The 20,338-nt window shown below is 45.4% G+C and carries 20 protein-coding genes; 16 read left to right on the top strand and 4 right to left on the bottom strand.

What is annotated here, in order from left to right:
* Positions 1 to 3: 3 nt before the first annotated feature.
* From purM to purD, 4 genes are read left to right on the top strand one after another with little or no spacing between them, the layout of a single operon-like run.
* A complete protein-coding gene (gene purM / locus FED51_RS03535) occupies positions 4 to 1,041 on the top strand; it encodes a phosphoribosylformylglycinamidine cyclo-ligase (RefSeq protein ID WP_010896807.1) in 1,038 nt (345 codons plus the stop codon).
* Positions 1,038 to 1,604 (top strand): phosphoribosylglycinamide formyltransferase, encoded by a 567-nt coding sequence (gene purN, locus FED51_RS03540; RefSeq protein ID WP_053432408.1) that lies wholly within the window; start codon positions 1,038 to 1,040, stop codon positions 1,602 to 1,604. The genes purM and purN overlap by 4 nt, the downstream gene beginning before the upstream one ends.
* Before the next feature lie 14 nt (positions 1,605 to 1,618).
* The gene (gene purH, locus FED51_RS03545; protein WP_053432409.1) at positions 1,619 to 3,154 is read left to right on the top strand and encodes a bifunctional phosphoribosylaminoimidazolecarboxamide formyltransferase/IMP cyclohydrolase; all 1,536 of its coding nucleotides are present in this window, start codon (positions 1,619 to 1,621) and stop codon (positions 3,152 to 3,154) included.
* A gap of 20 nt (positions 3,155 to 3,174) precedes the next feature.
* A complete protein-coding gene (purD, locus tag FED51_RS03550; protein WP_053432410.1) occupies positions 3,175 to 4,461 on the top strand; it encodes a phosphoribosylamine--glycine ligase in 1,287 nt (428 codons plus the stop codon).
* On the opposite strand, the gene FED51_RS21685 is transcribed toward purD, so the two are convergent.
* Both FED51_RS21685 and FED51_RS03555 read right to left on the bottom strand, forming a co-directional pair.
* Positions 4,421 to 4,537, bottom strand: coding sequence for an EYxxD motif small membrane protein (locus tag FED51_RS21685; protein WP_010896811.1), 117 nt, complete (start codon positions 4,535 to 4,537; stop codon positions 4,421 to 4,423). The genes purD and FED51_RS21685 overlap by 41 nt on opposite strands.
* 62 nt (positions 4,538 to 4,599) lie before the next feature.
* On the bottom strand, positions 4,600 to 4,878 hold the full coding sequence (locus FED51_RS03555) for a YgaP family membrane protein (RefSeq protein ID WP_010896812.1): 279 nt from the start codon (positions 4,876 to 4,878) through the stop codon (positions 4,600 to 4,602).
* A gap of 148 nt (positions 4,879 to 5,026) precedes the next feature.
* Between FED51_RS03555 and FED51_RS03560 the strand changes: the two genes are divergently transcribed.
* The 7 genes from FED51_RS03560 to FED51_RS03590 all read left to right on the top strand — a co-directional run bounded on the left by FED51_RS03560 (position 5,027) and on the right by FED51_RS03590 (position 11,697).
* Positions 5,027 to 6,772 (top strand): adenine deaminase, encoded by a 1,746-nt coding sequence (locus FED51_RS03560; protein WP_053432411.1) that lies wholly within the window; start codon positions 5,027 to 5,029, stop codon positions 6,770 to 6,772.
* A 154-nt stretch (positions 6,773 to 6,926) separates the two neighbouring features.
* A complete protein-coding gene (locus FED51_RS03565; protein WP_053432412.1) occupies positions 6,927 to 7,985 on the top strand; it encodes a DUF3048 domain-containing protein in 1,059 nt (352 codons plus the stop codon).
* Positions 7,975 to 8,277, top strand: coding sequence for a YerC/YecD family TrpR-related protein (locus FED51_RS03570; protein WP_010896815.1), 303 nt, complete (start codon positions 7,975 to 7,977; stop codon positions 8,275 to 8,277). Before FED51_RS03565 ends, FED51_RS03570 begins: the two co-directional genes overlap by 11 nt.
* 174 nt (positions 8,278 to 8,451) lie before the next feature.
* Complete coding sequence (gene ade, locus FED51_RS03575) at positions 8,452 to 10,212, top strand: adenine deaminase (protein WP_053432413.1); 1,761 nt, start codon at positions 8,452 to 8,454, stop codon at positions 10,210 to 10,212.
* A 384-nt stretch (positions 10,213 to 10,596) separates the two neighbouring features.
* Complete coding sequence (locus FED51_RS03580) at positions 10,597 to 11,145, top strand: transcriptional regulator (protein WP_010896817.1); 549 nt, start codon at positions 10,597 to 10,599, stop codon at positions 11,143 to 11,145.
* 35 nt (positions 11,146 to 11,180) lie between these two features.
* The gene (locus tag FED51_RS03585; protein ID WP_053432414.1) at positions 11,181 to 11,396 is read left to right on the top strand and encodes a hypothetical protein; all 216 of its coding nucleotides are present in this window, start codon (positions 11,181 to 11,183) and stop codon (positions 11,394 to 11,396) included.
* A complete protein-coding gene (locus FED51_RS03590) occupies positions 11,377 to 11,697 on the top strand; it encodes a YbjQ family protein (RefSeq protein WP_053432415.1) in 321 nt (106 codons plus the stop codon). The genes FED51_RS03585 and FED51_RS03590 overlap by 20 nt, the downstream gene beginning before the upstream one ends.
* A gap of 48 nt (positions 11,698 to 11,745) precedes the next feature.
* Here the strand turns inward: FED51_RS03590 and FED51_RS03595 are convergent, their stop codons facing one another.
* Together FED51_RS03595 and FED51_RS03600 are read right to left on the bottom strand one after the other, a co-directional pair.
* Positions 11,746 to 12,084: a DUF3147 family protein gene (locus FED51_RS03595; protein ID WP_053432416.1), complete on the bottom strand. Its 339-nt coding sequence runs from the start codon at positions 12,082 to 12,084 to the stop codon at positions 11,746 to 11,748.
* Positions 12,069 to 12,479 carry a MarR family winged helix-turn-helix transcriptional regulator gene (locus FED51_RS03600; protein ID WP_010896821.1) on the bottom strand — a complete coding sequence of 137 codons (411 nt, stop codon included), beginning with the start codon at positions 12,477 to 12,479 and terminating at the stop codon, positions 12,069 to 12,071. The genes FED51_RS03595 and FED51_RS03600 overlap by 16 nt, the downstream gene beginning before the upstream one ends.
* Positions 12,480 to 12,599: 120 nt before the next feature.
* Between FED51_RS03600 and FED51_RS03605 the strand changes: the two genes are divergently transcribed.
* From FED51_RS03605 to FED51_RS03625, 5 genes are all read left to right on the top strand, one after another.
* Positions 12,600 to 13,553 carry an HD domain-containing protein gene (locus tag FED51_RS03605; RefSeq protein WP_166740088.1) on the top strand — a complete coding sequence of 318 codons (954 nt, stop codon included), beginning with the start codon at positions 12,600 to 12,602 and terminating at the stop codon, positions 13,551 to 13,553.
* 279 nt (positions 13,554 to 13,832) lie between these two features.
* A complete protein-coding gene (gene pcrB / locus FED51_RS03610) occupies positions 13,833 to 14,519 on the top strand; it encodes a heptaprenylglyceryl phosphate synthase (protein ID WP_041821204.1) in 687 nt (228 codons plus the stop codon).
* Between the two features lie 88 nt (positions 14,520 to 14,607).
* A complete protein-coding gene (gene pcrA / locus FED51_RS03615) occupies positions 14,608 to 16,806 on the top strand; it encodes a DNA helicase PcrA (RefSeq protein WP_138091093.1) in 2,199 nt (732 codons plus the stop codon).
* A 15-nt stretch (positions 16,807 to 16,821) separates the two neighbouring features.
* Positions 16,822 to 18,831: an NAD-dependent DNA ligase LigA gene (gene ligA, locus FED51_RS03620; protein ID WP_053432419.1), complete on the top strand. Its 2,010-nt coding sequence runs from the start codon at positions 16,822 to 16,824 to the stop codon at positions 18,829 to 18,831.
* A gap of 36 nt (positions 18,832 to 18,867) precedes the next feature.
* Positions 18,868 to 20,046, top strand: a complete 1,179-nt coding sequence (locus tag FED51_RS03625) for a CamS family sex pheromone protein (RefSeq protein ID WP_010896826.1) — start codon at positions 18,868 to 18,870, stop codon at positions 20,044 to 20,046.
* Positions 20,047 to 20,338: the final 292 nt, after the last annotated feature.

The raw sequence follows: 20,338 nt of genomic DNA on the forward strand, positions 1-20,338 counted from the left end.
ACCATGTCAGATGCATACAAACAAGCAGGGGTCGATATTGAAGCAGGCTATGAGGCTGTGGCACGCATGAAAAAACACGTCCTTCGCACCGCACGTCCCGAGGTCATCGGCGGCCTCGGTTCTTTTGGAGGAATGTTTGATTTATCGGCGCTTAACATGAAGGAACCTGTTCTCGTGTCGGGGACAGACGGAGTTGGCACAAAGCTCATGCTTGCCTTTCAAATGAATAAGCACGATACGATCGGGGTCGACGCTGTCGCGATGTGCGTGAATGATATTGTCGTCCAAGGAGCTGAGCCACTCTATTTTCTTGACTACATTGCTTGTGGAAAATCGGAACCTGCACGAATCGAAGCGATTGTGAAAGGAATTGCCGATGGTTGTGAGCAAGCAGGTTGCGCTCTTATCGGTGGAGAAACAGCGGAAATGCCGGGAATGTATGACGAGACAGAATATGATGTGGCAGGCTTTGCTGTTGGTGCGGTTGAAAAGGCTGACCTTGTGACAGGAGCAGACATTGAGAGTGGTGACCTCATTTTAGGCTTACCATCGAGCGGTGTTCATAGCAATGGCTTTTCTCTTGTGCGCAAGATTCTTCTTCACGATCACGGATACACCCTTGATTCAGAGATTCCCGCCCTCGGGAAAAAACTTGGAGAAGAGTTGTTGACACCAACAAAGATTTACGTAAAGACCGTTCTCCAAACGTTAAAGACAGGCAAAGTAAAAGGACTTTCTCATATTACAGGTGGCGGTTTTTATGAAAATGTGCCGCGCATGCTTCCAGAAGGGTTAGGGGCGGAAATTGATTACGGTTCTTGGCCGGTGCCTCCGATCTTTTCGTTCATTCGAGAGACTGGACAGTTGTCCGCGAAAGATATGTTTTCAACCTTTAACATGGGGATTGGTATGGCGGTCGTTGTTTCGAGTGATGATGCACCACATGTTATTCGCCAGATTCAAGAAACAGGAGAAGATGCGTACATTATTGGACGTGTGACCGATACGAGCGGAGTTGTGATTGGGGGAGCATTCGAATGAAGCGAGTAGCCATCTTTGCTTCCGGTAGCGGGACGAATGCCGAAGCGATTATTCAGTCACAAAAGGCAGGGCAGCTTCCTTGTGAAGTCGCTCTTTTAATCACGGATAAACCCGGGGCAAAAGTGGTGGAGCGTGTAAAGGTTCACGAAATTCCTGTCTGTGCTTTAGACCCAAAAACGTATCCATCTAAGGAAGCGTATGAAATAGAAGTTGTCCAGCTGCTAAAGGAAAAACAGATCGATTTTGTTGTGTTAGCAGGTTATATGCGTCTAGTGGGACCGACGTTGCTTGGAGCGTATGAGGGGCGAATTGTGAACATCCATCCATCGCTCTTACCTGCATTTCCAGGACTCCATGCGATCGAACAAGCGATAAGGGCGAACGTGAAAGTAACAGGCGTCACGATCCATTACGTAGATGAAGGAATGGATACTGGACCGATTATCGCCCAGGAACCCGTTTCGATTGAAGAGGAAGATACTCTTGAAACGTTAACAACGAAAATTCAAGCAGTCGAGCACAGGCTTTATCCAGCCACGTTGCACAAGCTGCTTTCAAAATAAGGAGAGAGTCACACATGAAACGTCGTGCATTAGTGAGTGTATCGAATAAAGAAGGAATTGTCCCTTTTGCGAAAGCTCTTGTCGAGCATGAGGTTGAGATTGTTTCCACAGGTGGAACGAAGCGCGCCCTTCAAGAGGCGGGAATCCCTGTTACCGGTATTTCTGATGTCACAGGCTTTCCGGAAATTTTAGATGGTCGTGTAAAAACTCTCCATCCGAACATTCATGGTGGGTTGCTTGCCATGCGTGAGCGGGACGAGCACCTGGCCCAATTAAACGAGCATCACATTCGTCCGATCGATTTTGTCGTCGTGAACCTATATCCGTTCCAGCAAACAATTGCGAAGCCCGAGGCCACATTTGCTGATGCGATTGAAAATATTGATATCGGCGGTCCGAGTATGCTGCGGGCAGCGGCGAAAAACCACCAGCATGTAACGGTTGTCGTCGATCCTGTCGATTATGAAACAGTGCTCAAGGAGCTAGCGGATCAAGGAAACGTTGCAACAGAAACGAAGCGCCGTCTGGCAGCAAAAGTTTTCCGTCATACGGCTGCGTACGACGCAATGATTGCAGAATATTTAACCGATGCTGTTGGCGAAGAGAGTCCTGAGTCACTCACGGTAACGTTTGAGAAAAAGCAAGATTTACGCTATGGGGAAAACCCTCATCAGAAGGCGACCTTTTACCAAAAACCGCTCGGGGGCAAAGCTTCGATTGCCCATGCGAAGCAATTGCACGGGAAGGAATTGTCGTACAACAACATTAACGATGCAGATGCTGCGCTATCGATTGTTAAGGAATTCAAAGAGCCAGCGGCAGTTGCCGTCAAGCATATGAACCCTTGCGGCGTTGGGACAGGTGAAACGATTAAAGAAGCGTTCGATAAAGCGTATGAAGCAGACCCTGTCTCGATTTTTGGCGGAATTATTGCTTTGAACAGAGAAGTGGATGTTGAGACAGCGAAGACGTTAAAAGAAATCTTTTTAGAAATTATCATTGCCCCGTCGTTTAGCGAGGAGGCGTTAGACGTATTAACATCAAAGAAAAATTTACGTTTGCTAATGTTGCCGTTGAACGAAGAGAATCGAGCTGAAAAACGAATAACTTCCATCCATGGTGGGGCCCTCGTACAGGAGGAAGATACGTACGGCTTTGAAGAGGCAGAGATTAAAATCCCGACCAAGCGTGAGCCAACGGAAGCAGAATGGGAAGCGTTAAAACTAGCGTGGCGTGTCGTGAAACATGTTAAATCGAATGCGATCGTTTTAGCGGACGGACAAATGACGGTCGGTGTTGGTGCGGGCCAAATGAACCGAGTAGGTGCAGCGAAAATTGCAATTGAACAGGCGGGAGAAAAAGCAGCCGGTTCTGTCATGGGTTCCGATGCGTTTTTCCCGATGGGAGATACGATAGAATTAGCAGCAAAGGCTGGTATCACGGCGATTATTCAGCCAGGTGGCTCGATTCGTGATGAAGAATCAATTGAAAATGCCGATAAGCATGGTATCGCAATGGTGTTCACAGGCGTAAGACACTTTAAACATTAAGGAAAGGGGGAGTCGTAGAAATGAATGTACTTGTGATCGGAAGCGGTGGTCGTGAGCATACGATTGCTTGGAAGTTTGCTCAAAGTGAAAAGGTTGAGAGTGTCTATGTTGCACCAGGGAATGACGGGATGTCTGATGTTGCGACATGTGTTGCGATCTCTGAGCAAGACCACGATCAACTCGTGGCATTTGCGAAGGAAAATAAAATCGGACTTACCTTTGTTGGTCCGGAGGTGCCATTGTTAGCAGGGATCGTTGATCGTTTTCAAGAAGAAGGATTGCGCGTGTTTGGTCCGTCGAAGCGAGCGGCTGAAATCGAAGGAAGCAAGTCGTATGCCAAACAAGTCATGAAAACATATAACATCCCGACAGGTAGCTATGAAGTTTTCACCAGCTTTGATGAAGCGAAGGCATATGTCGAAGCAGAAGGAGCCCCGATCGTCATTAAAGCCGACGGATTGGCCGCTGGAAAAGGAGTCGTTGTTGCGATGACGAACGAGGAGGCCATCGCAGCTCTTGATGATATGCTCAACCAAGATAAATTTGGTGGTGCTGGTGCCCGTGTCGTCATTGAGGAATATTTAGAAGGAGAAGAATTGTCTCTTATGGCGTTCGTTCATGGTGAGACGGTGATTCCAATGGTAGGAGCTCAAGATCATAAACGGGCGTTTGACGGTGATCAAGGGCCGAACACTGGTGGAATGGGTGCGTATTCTCCGGTTCCTCAATTTAGCGATGTCCAATTAAAACAGGCCGTAAACGAGATTTTAATCCCAACTGCCCGTGCCCTCATGCAAGAGGAACGTTCGTTCACAGGCATTTTATACGCTGGGCTAATGATGACAGCCGATGGACCGAAAGTCATTGAGTTCAATGCTCGCTTCGGTGATCCCGAAACCCAAGTCGTTCTGCCGCGCCTAAAATCAGACCTTGTGAACGTCATTGAAAGCCTGTTGGATGGCAAAGTACCTGAGCTTGAGTGGGACGAGCAGGCAGTGCTAGGTGTCGTCCTTGCGACAAAAGGCTATCCAGGTTCTTATGAAAAAGGGTATACCATTTCTGGTCTAGAGCAGCTCGAAGACGACACACTTGTGTTCCATGCAGGAACGAAACGAGAAGAAGAAGAGCTTGTGACAAATGGTGGACGTGTTCTACTTGTCGCAAAACAAGCCTCTACATTAAGAGAAGCACAAGCCGCTGTTTACGAGGAACTAAACAAGGTGAAAAGCGACGGGTTATTTTACCGAAAAGACATTGGCAGCAAAGTTATCGCCGAGCGCGCCGTTTCCTCACAAACAGAGCAATAATTGCCATGATGCTTCCGATCAGTAAAGCGTAAACAAACAGTGTATCGGTGGCGTATTCTTGGATATTAATGGTCATCAAAATCACTCCTTATGTAAAGGGGGCTGAATCCTAATATTAGGATCTGCCCCCCTTTTTTGTTACATGAAAGGCTTAGACTGCTCCTCGTCATGCTCGCAATGTTCGCATTCTTCGTCAGCGTACTCATCGTAAAACCCATAGTCGTTGCGTTCAAGAAAATAGGTCATTGGGCAAAAGCGTGTGATTCCTTCGGCTGTTTTCATCGCACCTGCCATCGCTGTCATGATAAGGCAAGGGTGATTGGGCCGCTTTACCATTCGAGCACTAGACCATGCGAGGGTCGTTAACCCGACCGTAATCCGTACTAAAGCATTTACTCTTCCGATATTTGGATACATGCTAGGACTCCTCTCCAATGGTCATCATTCTGTCAAAATATTTTCAATTAATTTGTAATAAATTTTCACATCTTTAATGAGTTAAACCATAAATATATGGTACGATAGGTTCAACACAATCTTTTGCAAAGTTGGATGGGTGATGTGAATGTGTGAACAAAAGTATCGCTGGACGAAAAAGCAAATTCGGCAACAGTTAGCTGTCGTTAGAGGGGAAATGGCTCCAACCCTTGTGTTAAAAAATGCAACGTATCTTAACAGTGTACGAGGCAAATGGCTTGATGCGAATATTTGGATTTATCAAGATCGCATCGTGTACGTGGGGCAAGACATGCCAGCAAAACTTGACGATGAAACGGAAGTGGTTGACTGTGGTCAACAAGTGATCGTCCCTGGTTATATTGAGCACCATGCCCACCCGTTTCAATTATATAATCCCCACAGTTTTGCGAATTATGCGGCTGCGATGGGAACTACGACACTGATCAATGATAACTTAATGTTCTTTTTGGCGCTGGAAAAAAAGAAAGCGCTTTCTATGATTGAGTCATTAGATGAGCTCCCCTCTTCTATGTACTGGTGGTGCCGTTACGATCCGCAAACGGAAATGAATGATGAAGAGGGGCATTTCTTAAATTCGAAAATCAAAGAGTGGCTTGAACATCCTTTGGTCGTACAAGGTGGAGAACTCACATCTTGGCCAAAAGTGATCACAGGGGATGACGGCATCCTCCATTGGATGCAGGAGACGAGACGGCTAAGAAAGCCCATCGAGGGTCATTTTCCTGGCGCTTCGGAAAAAACGTTGACGCAAATGAGTTTGCTCGGAGTCACAAGCGATCATGAAGCAATGACAGGGGAAGAGGTCGTACGTCGGTTAGATCTCGGTTATATGACATCCCTTCGCCATTCATCGATAAGATCGGATCTGGAAAAGATTCTCCGTGAAATGAAGGAGCTTGGCATTGATGACTTTAGTCGATGTATGCTGACAACCGATGGATCACCTCCATCCTTTTATGAGCAAGGAATCATGGATCGGCTGATTAAAATTGCCCTAGATGAAGGAATTCCACCGAAGGATGCGTATGGAATGGCCACATATTATGTTGCCAGATATTACGGCTTGGACTATGAGCTCGGCATGATTGCACCAGGGCGTATAGCTCATCTGAACTTTTTAGAAAATGTATTTAATCCTGTTCCGACGTCTGTCCTTGCGAAAGGTCAATGGGTTGTGAGGGACGGACAAAGGTATGGTACCGATTCCGTATTTCCATGGGAAGACTTTGGGATGAAGCGTTTAACAATCGACTGGGACCTCTCGGTAGATGAGCTCCATTTTTCGATGCCGATGGGGATCGAGCTCGTCAACTCGGTCATCTTAAAGCCGTATCAAGTAAGCGTTGAAGCGAGCCGGGATACGCTTGCAGAAGACCATGATGAGTGTTTTTTCTTGCTGCTCGATAAGCATGGAAAGTGGAAGATTCCGACGATGATTAAAGGGTTTGCAAAAAAGGTATCTGGCCTTGCAAGTTCATTCTCAACAACTGGGGATATTATTTTAATTGGAAAATGTATACAAGATATGATTGTGGCTTTCAATGCGTTAAAACAGCAAGGAGGCGGCATTGTCCTCGTTGAAAATGGAGAAATCACCAGCAACATTCCGTTAGAAATCATGGGACTCCTTTCATCGAAACCGATGGAAGAAGTGATGGAGGAAGAGAAAAAGTTCGTAAAAGCGCTAAGAGAAAGAGGGTATGAGCACGACGACCCGATTTACAGCCTCCTGTTTTTCTCTTCGACACATCTCCCGTATATCCGGGTGACCCAGAGGGGAATCTATGATGTTCATAAGAAAACAGTTCTCTTTCCTTCAATTATGCGTTAAACTATAAAAGGATACTTAGGTCCTTTTGGGGAGGAAACTGAGAAGCAAGGCGCCATGGACCTACTTGATGAAACGTTCGTATTCATCCTATGGCCCTTGCTTTTTGTGGTGAAGACGGCCACCTATCACTTGAACGAACAAAGGGCGTGTCTCAATGAAAAAAATAATCCTTTTGCTCTTTTTGCTTTCTGCCACTGTCGTGCTACTTGTTGGATGCGGAGGGGATGAAGAACTGGAGGCCCATGATAACGTGCCAATGAAAGAAGAGGGCGACGTTGAAGAAGCTTCGACCATTACTTACCCTCTTACAGGAGAAGTGGCGAAGGAACAAGTGAATAGGCGTGTAATCGGTGTGACGATTAACAATCATCCTGAAGCCCGTCCCCATTCAGGCATTCAGGCTGCCGACCTTGTTTACGAAGTTCTTTCTGAAGGTGAGGTAACCCGTTTGGTTGCTCTTTTTCACAGTGAATATCCAGAAAGGGTTGGTTCGGTGCGCAGTTCTAGACCGTACCATATTGAACTTGTGCAAGGGTATGGTGGGCTTCTTGTAACACATGGGTGGAGTCCAGAAGCTGAGCAATTGCTCAAAGCTGGACGAGCCGATTACTTGAACGGATTATTTCATGATGGCACACTTTTTCAACGTTCTCCTGACCGGAAAGCCCCTCACAATTCTTACATTACATTTGCAAACATTCAAAAAGGGTTAACCGATAAGGGATACACATTGGAGGGGGACGTGGCTCCTTTCCGCTTTTATGAGGAAGGGACGGAAATGGAAGGGCTTGCGATTGATGAGCTGACGATCAATTATTTTGATCGGAACCGCGTCACATACAGGATCCAGTCTGAATCGGGTGAGATGACCCGCTACAATGAGGAGCTGCAGACGATTGATCTGGACACACGGAAGCCTGTGGAAGTGTCCAACTTGTTTGTTGTGGAAACGGACCATCGGGTACTTGACGATCAAGGTCGACGTGAGATCAACTTGACATCTGGTGGAAGAGGTCTTCTTCTCCAAGGTGGCCGGCTGCAATTTGTTGAATGGAAAAATGAAAATGGACGAATCCTTCCTGTACAGAATGGAGAAATCGTGCCGTTTTTATCTGGACAAACGTGGATCAATATTGTGCCAACATCACCTGGTTTAGATAAAATGGTAGAGTGGAACAATGATGAGAAAGGTGTGACCGATGATGCAAATTGACAAATTAAGAGGCCGTGAATTGGATCAATTGTTCAAATCGATCCTGTCATTACGTGACTTAGAAGAATGCTATCAATTTTTCGATGATCTATGTACAATAAATGAAATTCAATCGTTAGCCCAACGTTTAGAAGTGGCGCGGATGCTTCGTGAAGGAGCCACTTATCATAAAATTGAAACAGAAACAGGGGCAAGTACAGCGACCATTTCTCGTGTTAAACGTTGCTTAAATTACGGTAACGACGGTTATAAAATGACGTTAGAACGAATCAAAGACGTTGAAGCTGAGTAACAAATCCGCCATCTAAGGGATGGCGGGTTTGTTTTTTCGTTAAAGCCCTCGATTTAGTCATTGTTTAGGCCTAGACTTGCAAAAGATTGTTAGTCATTTTATCAAGAGTGCTGATTTTTTTCATCGTTTTCGATACAATAGGAAAAATAAATTCGTGCAAGGACGTGGTAGTGGATGACAGATAATCGATTGGAACGAAAACTTGCCATCGCGGCAAATCAAGATAAAGCGGATCTTCTTATCAAAAATGGACAAATCGTCGACGTCTTTCAACTGGAGACATTTGAAGGAGACGTTGTCATTGCAGGCGGAGAAATCGTCGCCATTAGTGATCCAGGAACATATGAAGCCCACGAAGAGGTGGATGCAAAGGGGGCTTTCATTGCTCCAGCTTTTATTGATGGTCATGTTCATATCGAATCCTCAATGGTAACACCTGAGCAATTTGCCAAGGTTGTCGTACCTCACGGGGTCACAACCGTCATTGCAGACCCCCATGAAATTGCCAATGTGGCAGGTGTCCAAGGAGTCGAATATATGCTTGATGCATCAGAGGGTATTCCGTTAGACGTAAAAATGATGGTGCCTTCATGCGTACCGGCGACTCCATTTGAACATAGCGGAGCACGGCTGACAGCAGAAGAAGTCGCCGAGCTTTTTCGCGATCCCCGCATTTTTGGCTTAGGGGAAGTGATGGACTACCCAGCCGTTTTAACTCGAGATCAAGAGATGATGGCCAAACTAAAGGCTGCTCATTCAGAAGGGCGCATCGTCGATGGGCATGGCGCAGGTCTTGATTCGGTAGCCTTGAACGCATATACAGCCGCAGGAATCAGCAACGATCATGAGGCTGTAACGCCAGAAGAAGCAAAGGCGCGGCTTCAGCGCGGGATGTATTTGCTCATCCGTGAAGGAACTGCGGCGAAAGACTTCGATGCCTTGATGAAAGCCATTACGCCTATGAACAGTCGCCGAGCTCTATTTGTGACCGACGATAAACATTTAGATGAGCTTGTGGAAGAAGGGAGCATCGACCATCATGTACGGAAAGCGATTCAAATTGGAGTCAACCCTTTGCAGGCGATTCAAATGGCGTCCCTCAACGCAGCGGAATGCTTTAAACTTGCGAAAAAAGGGGCAATAGCGCCAGGCTTTACGGCCGATTTACTGTTCATTGAAGATTTACAATCGTTGGCGATTACGCACGTATTTAAAAACGGCACATGTGTTGCAAAGAACGGTAAACTAATCGTTCCGATAAGGGAGACGGTTCAGCCGCCACAGCGACTGCTCGAAAGTGTCAATATGAAGCTGGTCACAAAGGAACAGCTCGAACTTTCGCTACAATCAGACGAGGAGGCGCATTTGATTCAAATTCAACCGGGCTCAATCGTGACAAAGCATATTCGGGAAAAAGTAGCGGTAAAGGATGGCGTGTTTATTCCTTCAGTCGCGAGGGATCAACTAAAGCTTGTTGTGGCGGAACGTCATCACAAGCGAGGGACCGTCGGTGTTGGTATCGTAAAAGGGTTTGGCTTGACGAAAGGGGCGATTGCTACAACGGTTGCTCATGATTCCCATAACATCGTGGCGGTCGGGACGAACGACGAAGATCTATTAGCTGCCATCAAAGAGCTTGAAAATATCCAAGGTGGCATGACGATCGTAAAAGACGGAAAAGTGTTAGTCTCGTTGCCACTTACGATCGGCGGGTTAATGTCAGACCAGTCATACGATGTCGTATGTGAACAAATAAAATCAGTTGATGCGGCGATTGGGGCACTCGGCTTTACCGGGGACTTTAATCCGTTCCTCACGTTATCCTTCCTCGCCTTACCAGTCATTCCTGAAATTAAGCTGACAGATCAAGGGCTATTCGATGTGACTTCTTTTTCGTTTATTGACCAACAAGTGTATGCAGAGGAGACGAATTAAAGGATAAAGGGAGCAATCTTAGGAGTGCTCCCTATTTTCCTTTTCCTTCATTTAATTTTCATGAATCGTGAAACCATCCATTCATTGCTTACGTAGATTTAAAAAATACTCACAAAGGAGAAGTCAACGTGTTTCTGTTCAATATGATCATAAGCGCTGTCGGCATTTTATTAATATTTGCAGTCCTGTTTGTTTTTATCGTTAGCTTGTTACAGAGTAAACAACATAAGTTTTCGTATATGATATTAATAATGGCCGTATTTTTTATCGTGTTGATCGTTCGAGACACGATCCACTTTCTATGAACTATGTGGAACCCCCTTGACTAAATGTAAAACACTTTATTATCATTATTAATAATGATAAAGGAGGCGGATCAAACCAGTGGCAAAGAAAAAGGCTGACTTGCTCCTTCATCCTGTGAGAATGCGGATCATTCAAGCGATAATGTCGAAAAAGCCAATGAGCCCATTAGAGCTTCTCGAGGTACTGCAGGATGTTCCACAAGCGACGTTATACCGACAAATCAAGGTTCTGGAAGACGCGGACATTTTACGTGTTGTGAGCACCCATAAACGGCGAGGGGCATTAGAGAAAGTATATGGGATTGACCAGGAAACATTGCATATCCCTGACGACGAGCTCGAACATACGACGAGGGAAGAGCATGTTCGTTATTATTTAACATATCAAGCGAATGTGCTTCAAGAAGTAGAGGCATATGTGATGAGCAGGGACCCAAACCATTACAAAGAGGATGGGTTCGGCTACTGGCAGACACCTCTCCATCTAACGGAACAAGAACAGCAGGAGTTTGCAGAAAAGCTAGTCGAGCTTGTGCAGACTTATGCGCAAAACGAACCGAGGAGCGACCGAAATACGGTGACGATGGCGACGACATTCGTTCCCCATATAAAGGGAGAGTCATCCTAAAATGGTTCGCCTTGGTGGAATGGAGGCGATGGTCAATGAATATAGCTGATGATAGGCTGAAATATGTCCTTATTCTTCTTCTCGCAGGATTACAAGTTGGCGGCATTGTTATGGTGTTTATCAATCTCCGCATCGCGATGTTTTTATTTATTGGGTATGGATTGGCGTTGGTTTTACTAATTCTACTATTGATATGGGAACGAAGAGAAGAAAAAAGGGAGGAACTTGACTATGATGATTGTGACTACTGATCGGATTGATGGCTACAACGTAAATGAAGTGAAAGGATATGTGAAAGGAAGCACGGTACAAACGAAACATATCGGAAGAGATATTACCGCAGGATTAAAAGGATTAGTGGGCGGTGAAATCAAAGGATACAGCGAGATGATGGATGAAGCAAGGAAGCTTGCGATTCATCGAATGGTACAAGATGCGGAAGCAAAAGGAGCAAACGCAGTCATTGGTTTTCGTCTGCAAACGTCGACGGTGATGGCCAATGCAGCAGAAATCATTGCGTACGGAACGGCGGTTGAAGTGGAAAAAGAATAAACGAGATAAAAAATGAAATCATGTCGATTTCATTTTTTTCATGCTTTATTAAGTAAACATTCTATTGAGAAGGTCTTGAACGTAAATAAAAACCGCCCATGCGACCATACCGGCACAAAGGGAAACAATGAATGGTACCGAGTGTTTCGTAAGGAAGTAGACGATCAATAAAAGGAATCCTGTGGCGGGTAAACCGATAAGAACTCCTAACGTAAACTGGTTCATATTTGTCTCACTTTCCCCTTGAATGCTTAACCAAAACAAGCTTAACAAGCTAACAAGGGGAAGTGCGGCGATGATCCCGCCATAGGTGGGAAGCCGGCGGCTAATCTCCGTAACAATGGCAATCACGAACGCTGATACAATCATTTTTAAGACGAAAAACATCGCTTAGCCTCCTCGCTTAAGCGGCGAAAAGCAGCCTCGATCATTGCCTGCTCTTCCTTGGACAAATGGGTGTAAACGGCTTCGAGCTTTTTCTCATCTAAGCTCGTATGGTGGAAGAGAATGTTCTTTCCATTAGGTGTTAATGACAGAACAACCTTTCGTTCATCCTTAGGGTCCCTTCCTTTTTCTACATACCCTTTTTGAATGAGCCGTTTCATATGTTCAGACGCGGTGTTTTGCGAGATTTGCAGGAGATGGGCAATATCGCGAACCCCTACCCTTTCTTTTTTATCGATATGCTGCATGATGCGAATCATCTGGTGAGTTACTTTTTCTTCCCCGTGGGTGTAGTGCAAGTAGTAATAAATGTCGGTCCAGTACTGATTTAGGTCCATTAGAACACCTCTTTTATCGCTATTTACGATTATATCTTATATTACGATATAATAGCGGCTTTTGCAAGTGAAAGAATCATGGTATGCTAGTTTTTCCAATTGAAACAGGGAGGGATGAAGATGACAAAGCTTTATGAGCCTTTCTATCGTTTAACGATTGAACCGACCGAGTGTGAGCGTGAGATCATTGGCTCAAGACCGTTCAAGCGATTAGCCCATTTGCATCATTACGGAGCTGCCGCGTTACGAACCCCTGTTACTCATTCACGCTACGAGCATACAATTGGCGTCTGGTCACTTACCGCTCATTTTTTTCCGAGCGATCAGTTGCTTCGCCTAGTAGCATTATTGCATGATATAGGTCATCTTCCTTTTTCCCATGCAGTCGAACAACCACTTGGCTTTAACCATCATTTGTTGACTGAAAGGTTAATCGAATCTCAGGAAGTGGCGAAGATATTAAAAAAGCATGGATTTACCCCCCAGGACGTGATCCGACGATTAAATGAAAATACACCTGTTTCAAATCAAGAGAAACTTTTAAGCTTGGATCACCTTGATAGCTTTTTACGTGATACGACGCTTGCGGGCACGTGTTCGCTCATCCCGCATGAAAGCCTAGGACGTCTGTCAGTTCGCGGGAACGGAATTGAAACAGACGAAGAGACCGCCCTGCTCCTTGCTTCCTGCATTGTAAAGGACCATGAGCTCTTTTTAGATCCGTTCAACCTAGCGATGGATGCCTTATTGGCTGAAGCTATTACTCTCTATATGGCAGATAAGCCACTGGTGTCAATGGAGAACATCCCACATATGACAGATGACGAAGTCCTAACGCTGTTGAGAGGTAGCTGGAATAAAAAAGTACACGCCCACCTTAAACTCCTTTTTTCACAGCAACCCACACTCGTGCAAACGGACGATGAATCATCAGCGAAGCTCACAGTTACAGTGCGAAAGGTATATGAAGATCGACCTTTAATCCGACACGGTACAGCTAAAGGACGGGAAATGGTAGAGAAGAAGTTGGCAGAGCTGCAAGAGTTAAAGGGGCGCTTTTCCTTTGTTTATTAAGTAAGTATGACTAGGGAGCGCAGCGCATTGCAAGAATGGAGACGGTTCTTCAAGAGACCCAAAGGTCAGTCATGATTGGTCCACAACGTATCTCAGTTGCTCTCGTTTTGAAGCCGGCGCTTTGAGCTTTTTTAGATTCTTAATGAAGGTATCCCTCCATAAAAAGATTAATGATTTCTTACATTCTTACCGGTCCAAAGACAAGGGCCGGTTTCTTTGATATAATGACGATCAGAATTATGTTCGAATTGTCCGAATGAAGTAGGAGATGAATTAATGATGCTGGAGTTTCAAGAGTGGCGGCATGTGTTTAAATTAGACCCGAACAAAGAGCTTAACGATGATGATTTAGAAGCGATCTGTGAATCGGGGACCGACGGGATTTTAGTCGGAGGCTCCGATGGCGTGACATTAGATAATACGTTGCAATTACTTGCCCGCATTAGGCGTTTTTCAGTCTCATGTGCGTTAGAGGTATCGAATTTAGAATCGATTACACCAGGGTTTGACCATTATTTTATCCCTTCTGTCGTTAACAGTGGGGAGGTCAAATGGATATCCGGTTTACATCATGAAGCGGTAAAAGAGTTTGGACCGATCATGAACTGGGACGAAATCGTCATGGAAGGCTATTGTATTATGAATCCTGACTCAAAAGCGGCAACATTAACGAGTGCGAAAACGGACCTTGCGAATGAAGATGTTGTCGCTTATGCCCGCATGGTGGAAAATATGTATCAATTTCCGGTCTTCTACCTCGAATACAGCGGAACGTTTGGTGATCCTCAGCTTGTAGAAGAGGTGAGTCAAGTTCTGACGAAAACGAAGTTGTTTTATGGTGGCGGTATTCGCACTGTAGAGCAAGCGGAACAAATGGCACCATTTGCGGACACAGTCGTTGTTGGCAACGTGATTTACGATGATGTTCAAGCAGCGCTTGCAACGATCGCCGCTGTAAAAAAGTAATGGAAACTTAAGGTGAAAAGCCGTACAATAGAAATAAGAACAAGTGTTTGGTGGTGTTACGAACGTGCAACGGAAAATCATAGAAAAAATGTTGGCAGGATTGAATGACAGACAACGAGAAGCAGTGAAGCACACAGAAGGGCCCCTGCTACTAATGGCAGGAGCCGGAAGTGGAAAGACAAGAGTACTAACGCACCGGATTGCCTATTTATTACGTGAAAAAGGGGTTGCCCCGTGGAACGTATTAGCGATTACGTTTACAAATAAAGCGGCTCGGGAGATGAAAGACCGGGTCGCTCAGCTTGTTGGACCGATCGCAGATGATATTTGGATCTCCACGTTCCACTCTATGTGCGTTCGCATCCTACGCCGCGACATCGATCGGATCGGCTATAGTCGTAACTTTACGATTTTAGATTCCACCGATCAATTGTCAGTGATCAAGCAAATTTTAAAAAACAACAACATCGATTCGAAGAAATTTGAACCGCGTAGCATTTTAGGTACGATCAGCGGCGCTAAAAATGAATTGAAGACACCTGAACAATTTATGGGCATTGCAAAAGGACCTTATGAGGAAACGGCAGCAGAAGTATATGTCGAGTACCAAAAGCAACTAAAGAAAAACCAAGCGCTCGATTTTGACGACCTCATCATGAAGACAACTAGTCTCTTCAAAAAAGTTCCAGAGGTACTTGAGTACTACCAGCGGAAGTTTCAGTATATTCTAGTGGATGAGTACCAAGATACAAACCGAGCCCAATATATGCTCGTGAAGATGCTTGGGGATCGCCATAAAAATGTGTGTGTTGTCGGGGATTCGGATCAGTCGATCTATAAATGGCGCGGGGCCGATATCGCCAACATTCTTTCATTTGAAGAGGATTACCAAGACGCAGAGGTCATTTTACTTGAACAAAACTACCGTTCCACGAAGACAATCTTAGAAGCAGCCAACCGCGTCATCGAAAACAATGTGAAGCGGAAGCCGAAAAACCTCTGGACGGAAAATGAGCAAGGGGCGAAGATTGGCTTTTATAAAGCTGATACGGAGCAAGGAGAAGCCCAGTTTGTCGTAGAAAAAATTCGTGAAGCGATTCAGGATGGTGCCTCTTATAAAGACATTGCCATCCTTTACCGAACAAATGCTCAGTCCCGTGTCATGGAGGAAATGCTCATTAAATCGAACATTGACTACAATATTGTCGGCGGGACTAAGTTCTACGATCGAAAAGAAATTAAGGATGTGCTCGCGTATTTACGTCTCGTGGCTAACCCTGATGACGACATTAGCTTGCAGCGCATCATCAATGTTCCGAAGCGGGGAATCGGAGCGACGACCGTTGATAAAATTGCTGCTTATGCGGAGCGACAAGGGATCTCGATGTTTGCCGCTCTAAAGGAGATTGAGCAAATCGGTGTCACCTCCCGTGCGGTAAGCAAATTAGTTGAGTTTACTGAGCAGCTTGGTCATTGGGTGCAAATGCAAGAATATTTGTCAGTCACTGAACTAGTGGAGGAGCTGCTTGAGCGGACAGGCTATCGCGACATGTTGCAAAACGAAAAAACACTCGAAGCCCAAAGCCGACTTGAGAACATTGATGAATTTTTGTCCGTAACCCAAGAGTTTGAAAAATCGAGTGACGATAAATCGCTCATTGCCTTTTTAACCGATTTAGCACTCATTTCGGACATCGATAAGCTTGATGATGAGGACGATGGAGCCAAGCCAACCGATGCCGTTGTGCTCATGACCCTCCATTCAGCCAAAGGACTCGAATTTCCGATCGTCTTTTTAATCGGACTGGAGGAAGGCATCTTTCCACATAGCCGTTCTCTTTTTGAAGATGATGAAATGGAGGAGGAGCGTCGTTTAGCCTATGTTGGGATTACTCGTGCCGAAAAGCAGCTTTATCTAACCAGTGCCCAGCTGCGAACGATTTACGGACGAACAAATGCCAACCCGCCGTCCCGTTTTATTGACGAAATTCCAGAAGATTGCCTCGAATTTTTGAATGAACCGCAAGAAGAACTTCCGTGGATGAAGACATCACGACCGGTGACAAAAGCGAAACAACCATCTCGTTCTGTGCCGCAAATGACAACGACGGGAGGCGAACAATTTGCATGGACCGTTGGGGACAAAGCGGAGCATAAAAAGTGGGGAATTGGCACGGTCGTAAGCATGAAGGGGGAAGGCGACTCCCTGGAGCTTGACATTGCATTCCCACCGCCGACTGGCATCAAACGACTATTTGCAAAGTTTGCACCGATTACGAAAGCGTAAGAAAGGAAGACAGACATGGAACGAAACGATGCAGAGCGGAAAATTGAAAAGCTTCGTAACCAGCTTGAAGAATACGGCTACCACTACTATGTGTTGGACAAGCCTCTTGTCTCTGATGCAGAGTATGATGGATTAATGAACGAATTAATTGAGCTAGAAGAAGCTTTTCCCGAATTGAAATCCGATACATCGCCAAGTGTGCGAGTCGGGGGACCACCACTTCCTCATTTTGAGAAAGTAGAACACCGCACACCGATGCTTAGCTTAGGGAACGCTTTTTCCGATCAGGATTTACGTGATTTTGACCGCCGCGTTCGTCAAGTCGTGGGCGATGAGGTCACCTATAGTTGTGAGCTGAAAATTGATGGTTTGGCAATCTCATTAATTTACGAAAGCGGACGTTTTGTCCGAGGGGCGACTCGTGGTGATGGAACGACTGGGGAGGATATCACGCAAAACTTGCGGACGATTCCTTCGATTCCCTTGCGCTTAAAAGAAGCGGTCAGCCTTGAGGTTCGCGGGGAAGCGTTTATGCCGAAACGCTCGTTCGAAGCGTTGAATGAAGCGAAGGAAGCGGCGGGAGAAGAACGATTTGCCAACCCGCGTAACGCAGCGGCTGGGTCTTTGCGTCAGCTTGACCCGAAGCTAGCGGCGAAACGTCACCTCGATGCGTTTATTTACGCGATCGGAAGTGTGGAAGGAAAAGAGCTCCATTCTCACCATGAGGGGTTAAACTATTTAAAAACGATCGGCTTTAAGATTAATCCCGAAAGCGCCTATTGCGAATCAATCGATGAAGTTATTGACTATGTGAACAGCTGGCTTGAGCGCCGGGCAGACTTACCGTATGAAATCGACGGGATTGTGATTAAAGTAGACAATGTAAACTTTCAGGAGCAACTAGGGTATACGGCGAAAAGTCCCCGTTGGGCGATCGCTTATAAATTTCCTGCGGAAGAAGTGATCACAACGTTGCTTGATATCACATTAAACGTAGGAAGAACGGGGGTTGTCACACCGACGGCTGAGTTAAAGCCCGTCACGGTAGCAGGAACAACCGTTAAGCGCGCTTCACTGCATAACGAGGATCTTATTCGTGAAAAAGACATTCGCTTAGGTGATTCTGTCGTTGTGAAAAAGGCAGGGGACATTATCCCAGAGGTCGTGAACGTTCTCACAGAGCTTCGAACGGGAGAAGAGCGACCATTTTCTATGCCAACCCATTGCCCAGAATGCGGAAGTGAGCTCGTCCGCTTGGAAGGAGAAGTGGCTCTTCGTTGCATCAACCCTCAATGCCCAGCACAAATTCGCGAAGGACTCATTCACTTCGTCTCAAGGCAAGCAATGAACATTGATGGATTAGGAGAAAAGGTGATAACTCAACTGTTTGAACATGGGTTGATTCATAATGTAGCTGACCTTTATAAATTAAACAAGGACGAACTCCTACAATTGGAACGAATGGGTGAAAAATCAGTAAACAATCTCCTCGCTTCGATTGAAACCTCGAAGAAAAGTTCGCTTGAACGGCTTTTGTTTGGTTTGGGTATTCGCTTTGTCGGTTCGAAGGCGGCGAAAACGTTAGCCATGAATTTCCCAACCATGACAGAACTTAGACGGGCGAGCTATGACGAGCTTATCGCTGTCAATGAAATTGGCGAAAAAATGGCTGCCTCCATCGTGAGTTATTTTGAAAAGCCTGAAGTGAACGAATTAATCGATGAGCTTGCTTCGCTAGGTGTCAACATGACGTACAACGGACCGAAGCCAATCGGGGAGGAAGAAATAGCGGACAGTCCGTTTGCAGGTAAGACCGTCGTACTAACTGGAAAATTACAAGCCTTGACGCGCGGGGAAGCAAAGGAGAAAATTGAAGCATTGGGTGGAAAAGTGACAGGAAGTGTAAGTAAAAATACCGATCTATTAGTGGCCGGTGAAGACGCAGGATCAAAGCTAACAAAAGCGAAAGAGCTTAATATCGAAATATGGGATGAAGAAGCGCTAGTGAAGGCGATCAGCCACTAGGCGCACAGGAGAAGTTGGTAGGAGGAGTGAGTGAATATGCTCAAAAAGATGGGCATTGGTCTGATGGCGAGTGTTCTCTTCTTGTCCGGGTGTTTTCCTTTTGTGCAAGATACAGAAGACAATGTAGTGGACATGGGAGAAGAAGGCGATCCACAAGAGCAGGAAGTAGGCGTTGTACCTCAAGCGTCAACGGCCGAAAACTTTTATTCAAGTGTTCTTTATGATGGGACTTATATTCATGGAAGAACGCGTGGATTTGGGAGTGCGGTTGTTTACAATCGTGCAGACTTAGATCAGTTGGAGCTAGGTTTGACAGAAATAGCGAAAGAGCATTTTGATCCTGAGACTTATTTTTTCAGAGAAGGTCAATTTATCTTACGAGATGAGTTGAACAGCTGGCTTATGAGGGAAAGTGATGATAATCCGAACGGACTCAACCCTCCTCTAGGAAAAGGGGATAACATGCGAGAACGTGAAGAAGATCAGCCTCGCTACCTCTCTCATATTTTAGAGCATAACTATTTAGTAGAAGACAATGGCGAGTACAAGCTCGGTGGGATTGTGATCGGACTTTCGATGAACAGTGTCTACAATTTTCGCGTTGAAGACGACCAAGGACGCTACAACTTTTATGAGACAGATATATCAGAAAATAAAATGCTAGAAGAAGGAGAGAAGATCGCGCAAGAGGTTGTGAATCGCTTACGCTCTCAAGAAAGGGAAGATGGGAGCTTTAACGATATTCCGATCGTCATTGCGCTCTTTAGAGAACAGCCACGAGACTCGGTTATTCCGGGTAATTTTGTCGCGACCGCGGTAGCGGAGCCTGATAAAGAATTATCCGGACTCCAATCGATCAATGAACGCTATTATTTGTTTCCGTCCGATGATGCCAACAATAACGCTAGAAATGATTCAGATAACTTTTTGCGCTTCCGAGAAGAAGTCCAAGGGTTTTTTGAATCCTATGTAGGGATTGTGGGGAAAGGGTATTACCGTGACAATAGCTTACAGGAATTAACGATCGACGTGCCGATTCGTTACCAAGGAAAAACGGAAATCGTCGCGCTTTCTCAGTTTATCGCTGATCGGATCGAGCAGCGCTTCCCTAAGAACATCAAAGTCCAAGTGTACATTAACTCGGTGGGAGAAAAACAAGAAGCGATTGTGGTGCGCCAACCGAATGAAGAACCGTTTATTCATATTTTTCGGTAATAACTGAACGTTGAACCCGAGCGAGGACACAACCTCGTTCGGGTTTTTCATATGCTCGTGTATGCGTGGATAAAAACAGTGAAGATAAGGAAATTTCCTTTCATTTCGAAACAAACGGTTGAAAGATGCTTTGTGTGTGTATATAATGTATATATAGTATATATACATTATATAAATGATGAAAAAACGTAAGATGATATGACAAATTGATCGTTACAGCCGTTGATAGCACTTTTCTTAAGCAGTCATACATGACGTTCGTTTGTTTTTAAAAACCATAGAAGAGGGATTT

This window comes from Halalkalibacterium halodurans (assembly GCF_005671335.1).
Classification (GTDB): Bacteria; Bacillota; Bacilli; order Bacillales; family Bacillaceae_D; genus Halalkalibacterium; species Halalkalibacterium halodurans.

What these genes read in the sequence shown, in the direction of transcription:
- FED51_RS21685 (WP_010896811.1), bottom strand. Translation starts at nt 4,537, where the DNA reads ATGACCATTAATATCCAAGAATACGCCACCGATACACTGTTTGTTTAC.
- FED51_RS03605 (WP_166740088.1), top strand. Translation starts at nt 12,600, where the DNA reads ATGACAAAGCTTTATGAGCCTTTCTATCGTTTAACGATTGAACCGACC.
- FED51_RS03560 (WP_053432411.1), top strand. Translation starts at nt 5,027, where the DNA reads ATGTGTGAACAAAAGTATCGCTGGACGAAAAAGCAAATTCGGCAACAG.
- purD (WP_053432410.1), top strand. Translation starts at nt 3,175, where the DNA reads ATGAATGTACTTGTGATCGGAAGCGGTGGTCGTGAGCATACGATTGCT.
- FED51_RS03590 (WP_053432415.1), top strand. Translation starts at nt 11,377, where the DNA reads ATGATGATTGTGACTACTGATCGGATTGATGGCTACAACGTAAATGAA.
- ade (WP_053432413.1), top strand. Translation starts at nt 8,452, where the DNA reads ATGACAGATAATCGATTGGAACGAAAACTTGCCATCGCGGCAAATCAA.
- FED51_RS03595 (WP_053432416.1), bottom strand. Translation starts at nt 12,084, where the DNA reads ATGTTTTTCGTCTTAAAAATGATTGTATCAGCGTTCGTGATTGCCATT.
- ligA (WP_053432419.1), top strand. Translation starts at nt 16,822, where the DNA reads ATGGAACGAAACGATGCAGAGCGGAAAATTGAAAAGCTTCGTAACCAG.
- FED51_RS03600 (WP_010896821.1), bottom strand. Translation starts at nt 12,479, where the DNA reads ATGGACCTAAATCAGTACTGGACCGACATTTATTACTACTTGCACTAC.
- FED51_RS03565 (WP_053432412.1), top strand. Translation starts at nt 6,927, where the DNA reads ATGAAAAAAATAATCCTTTTGCTCTTTTTGCTTTCTGCCACTGTCGTG.
- purN (WP_053432408.1), top strand. Translation starts at nt 1,038, where the DNA reads ATGAAGCGAGTAGCCATCTTTGCTTCCGGTAGCGGGACGAATGCCGAA.
- purM (WP_010896807.1), top strand. Translation starts at nt 4, where the DNA reads ATGTCAGATGCATACAAACAAGCAGGGGTCGATATTGAAGCAGGCTAT.
- pcrB (WP_041821204.1), top strand. Translation starts at nt 13,833, where the DNA reads ATGCTGGAGTTTCAAGAGTGGCGGCATGTGTTTAAATTAGACCCGAAC.
- pcrA (WP_138091093.1), top strand. Translation starts at nt 14,608, where the DNA reads ATGTTGGCAGGATTGAATGACAGACAACGAGAAGCAGTGAAGCACACA.
- FED51_RS03555 (WP_010896812.1), bottom strand. Translation starts at nt 4,878, where the DNA reads ATGTATCCAAATATCGGAAGAGTAAATGCTTTAGTACGGATTACGGTC.
- FED51_RS03570 (WP_010896815.1), top strand. Translation starts at nt 7,975, where the DNA reads ATGCAAATTGACAAATTAAGAGGCCGTGAATTGGATCAATTGTTCAAA.
- purH (WP_053432409.1), top strand. Translation starts at nt 1,619, where the DNA reads ATGAAACGTCGTGCATTAGTGAGTGTATCGAATAAAGAAGGAATTGTC.
- FED51_RS03625 (WP_010896826.1), top strand. Translation starts at nt 18,868, where the DNA reads ATGCTCAAAAAGATGGGCATTGGTCTGATGGCGAGTGTTCTCTTCTTG.
- FED51_RS03585 (WP_053432414.1), top strand. Translation starts at nt 11,181, where the DNA reads ATGAATATAGCTGATGATAGGCTGAAATATGTCCTTATTCTTCTTCTC.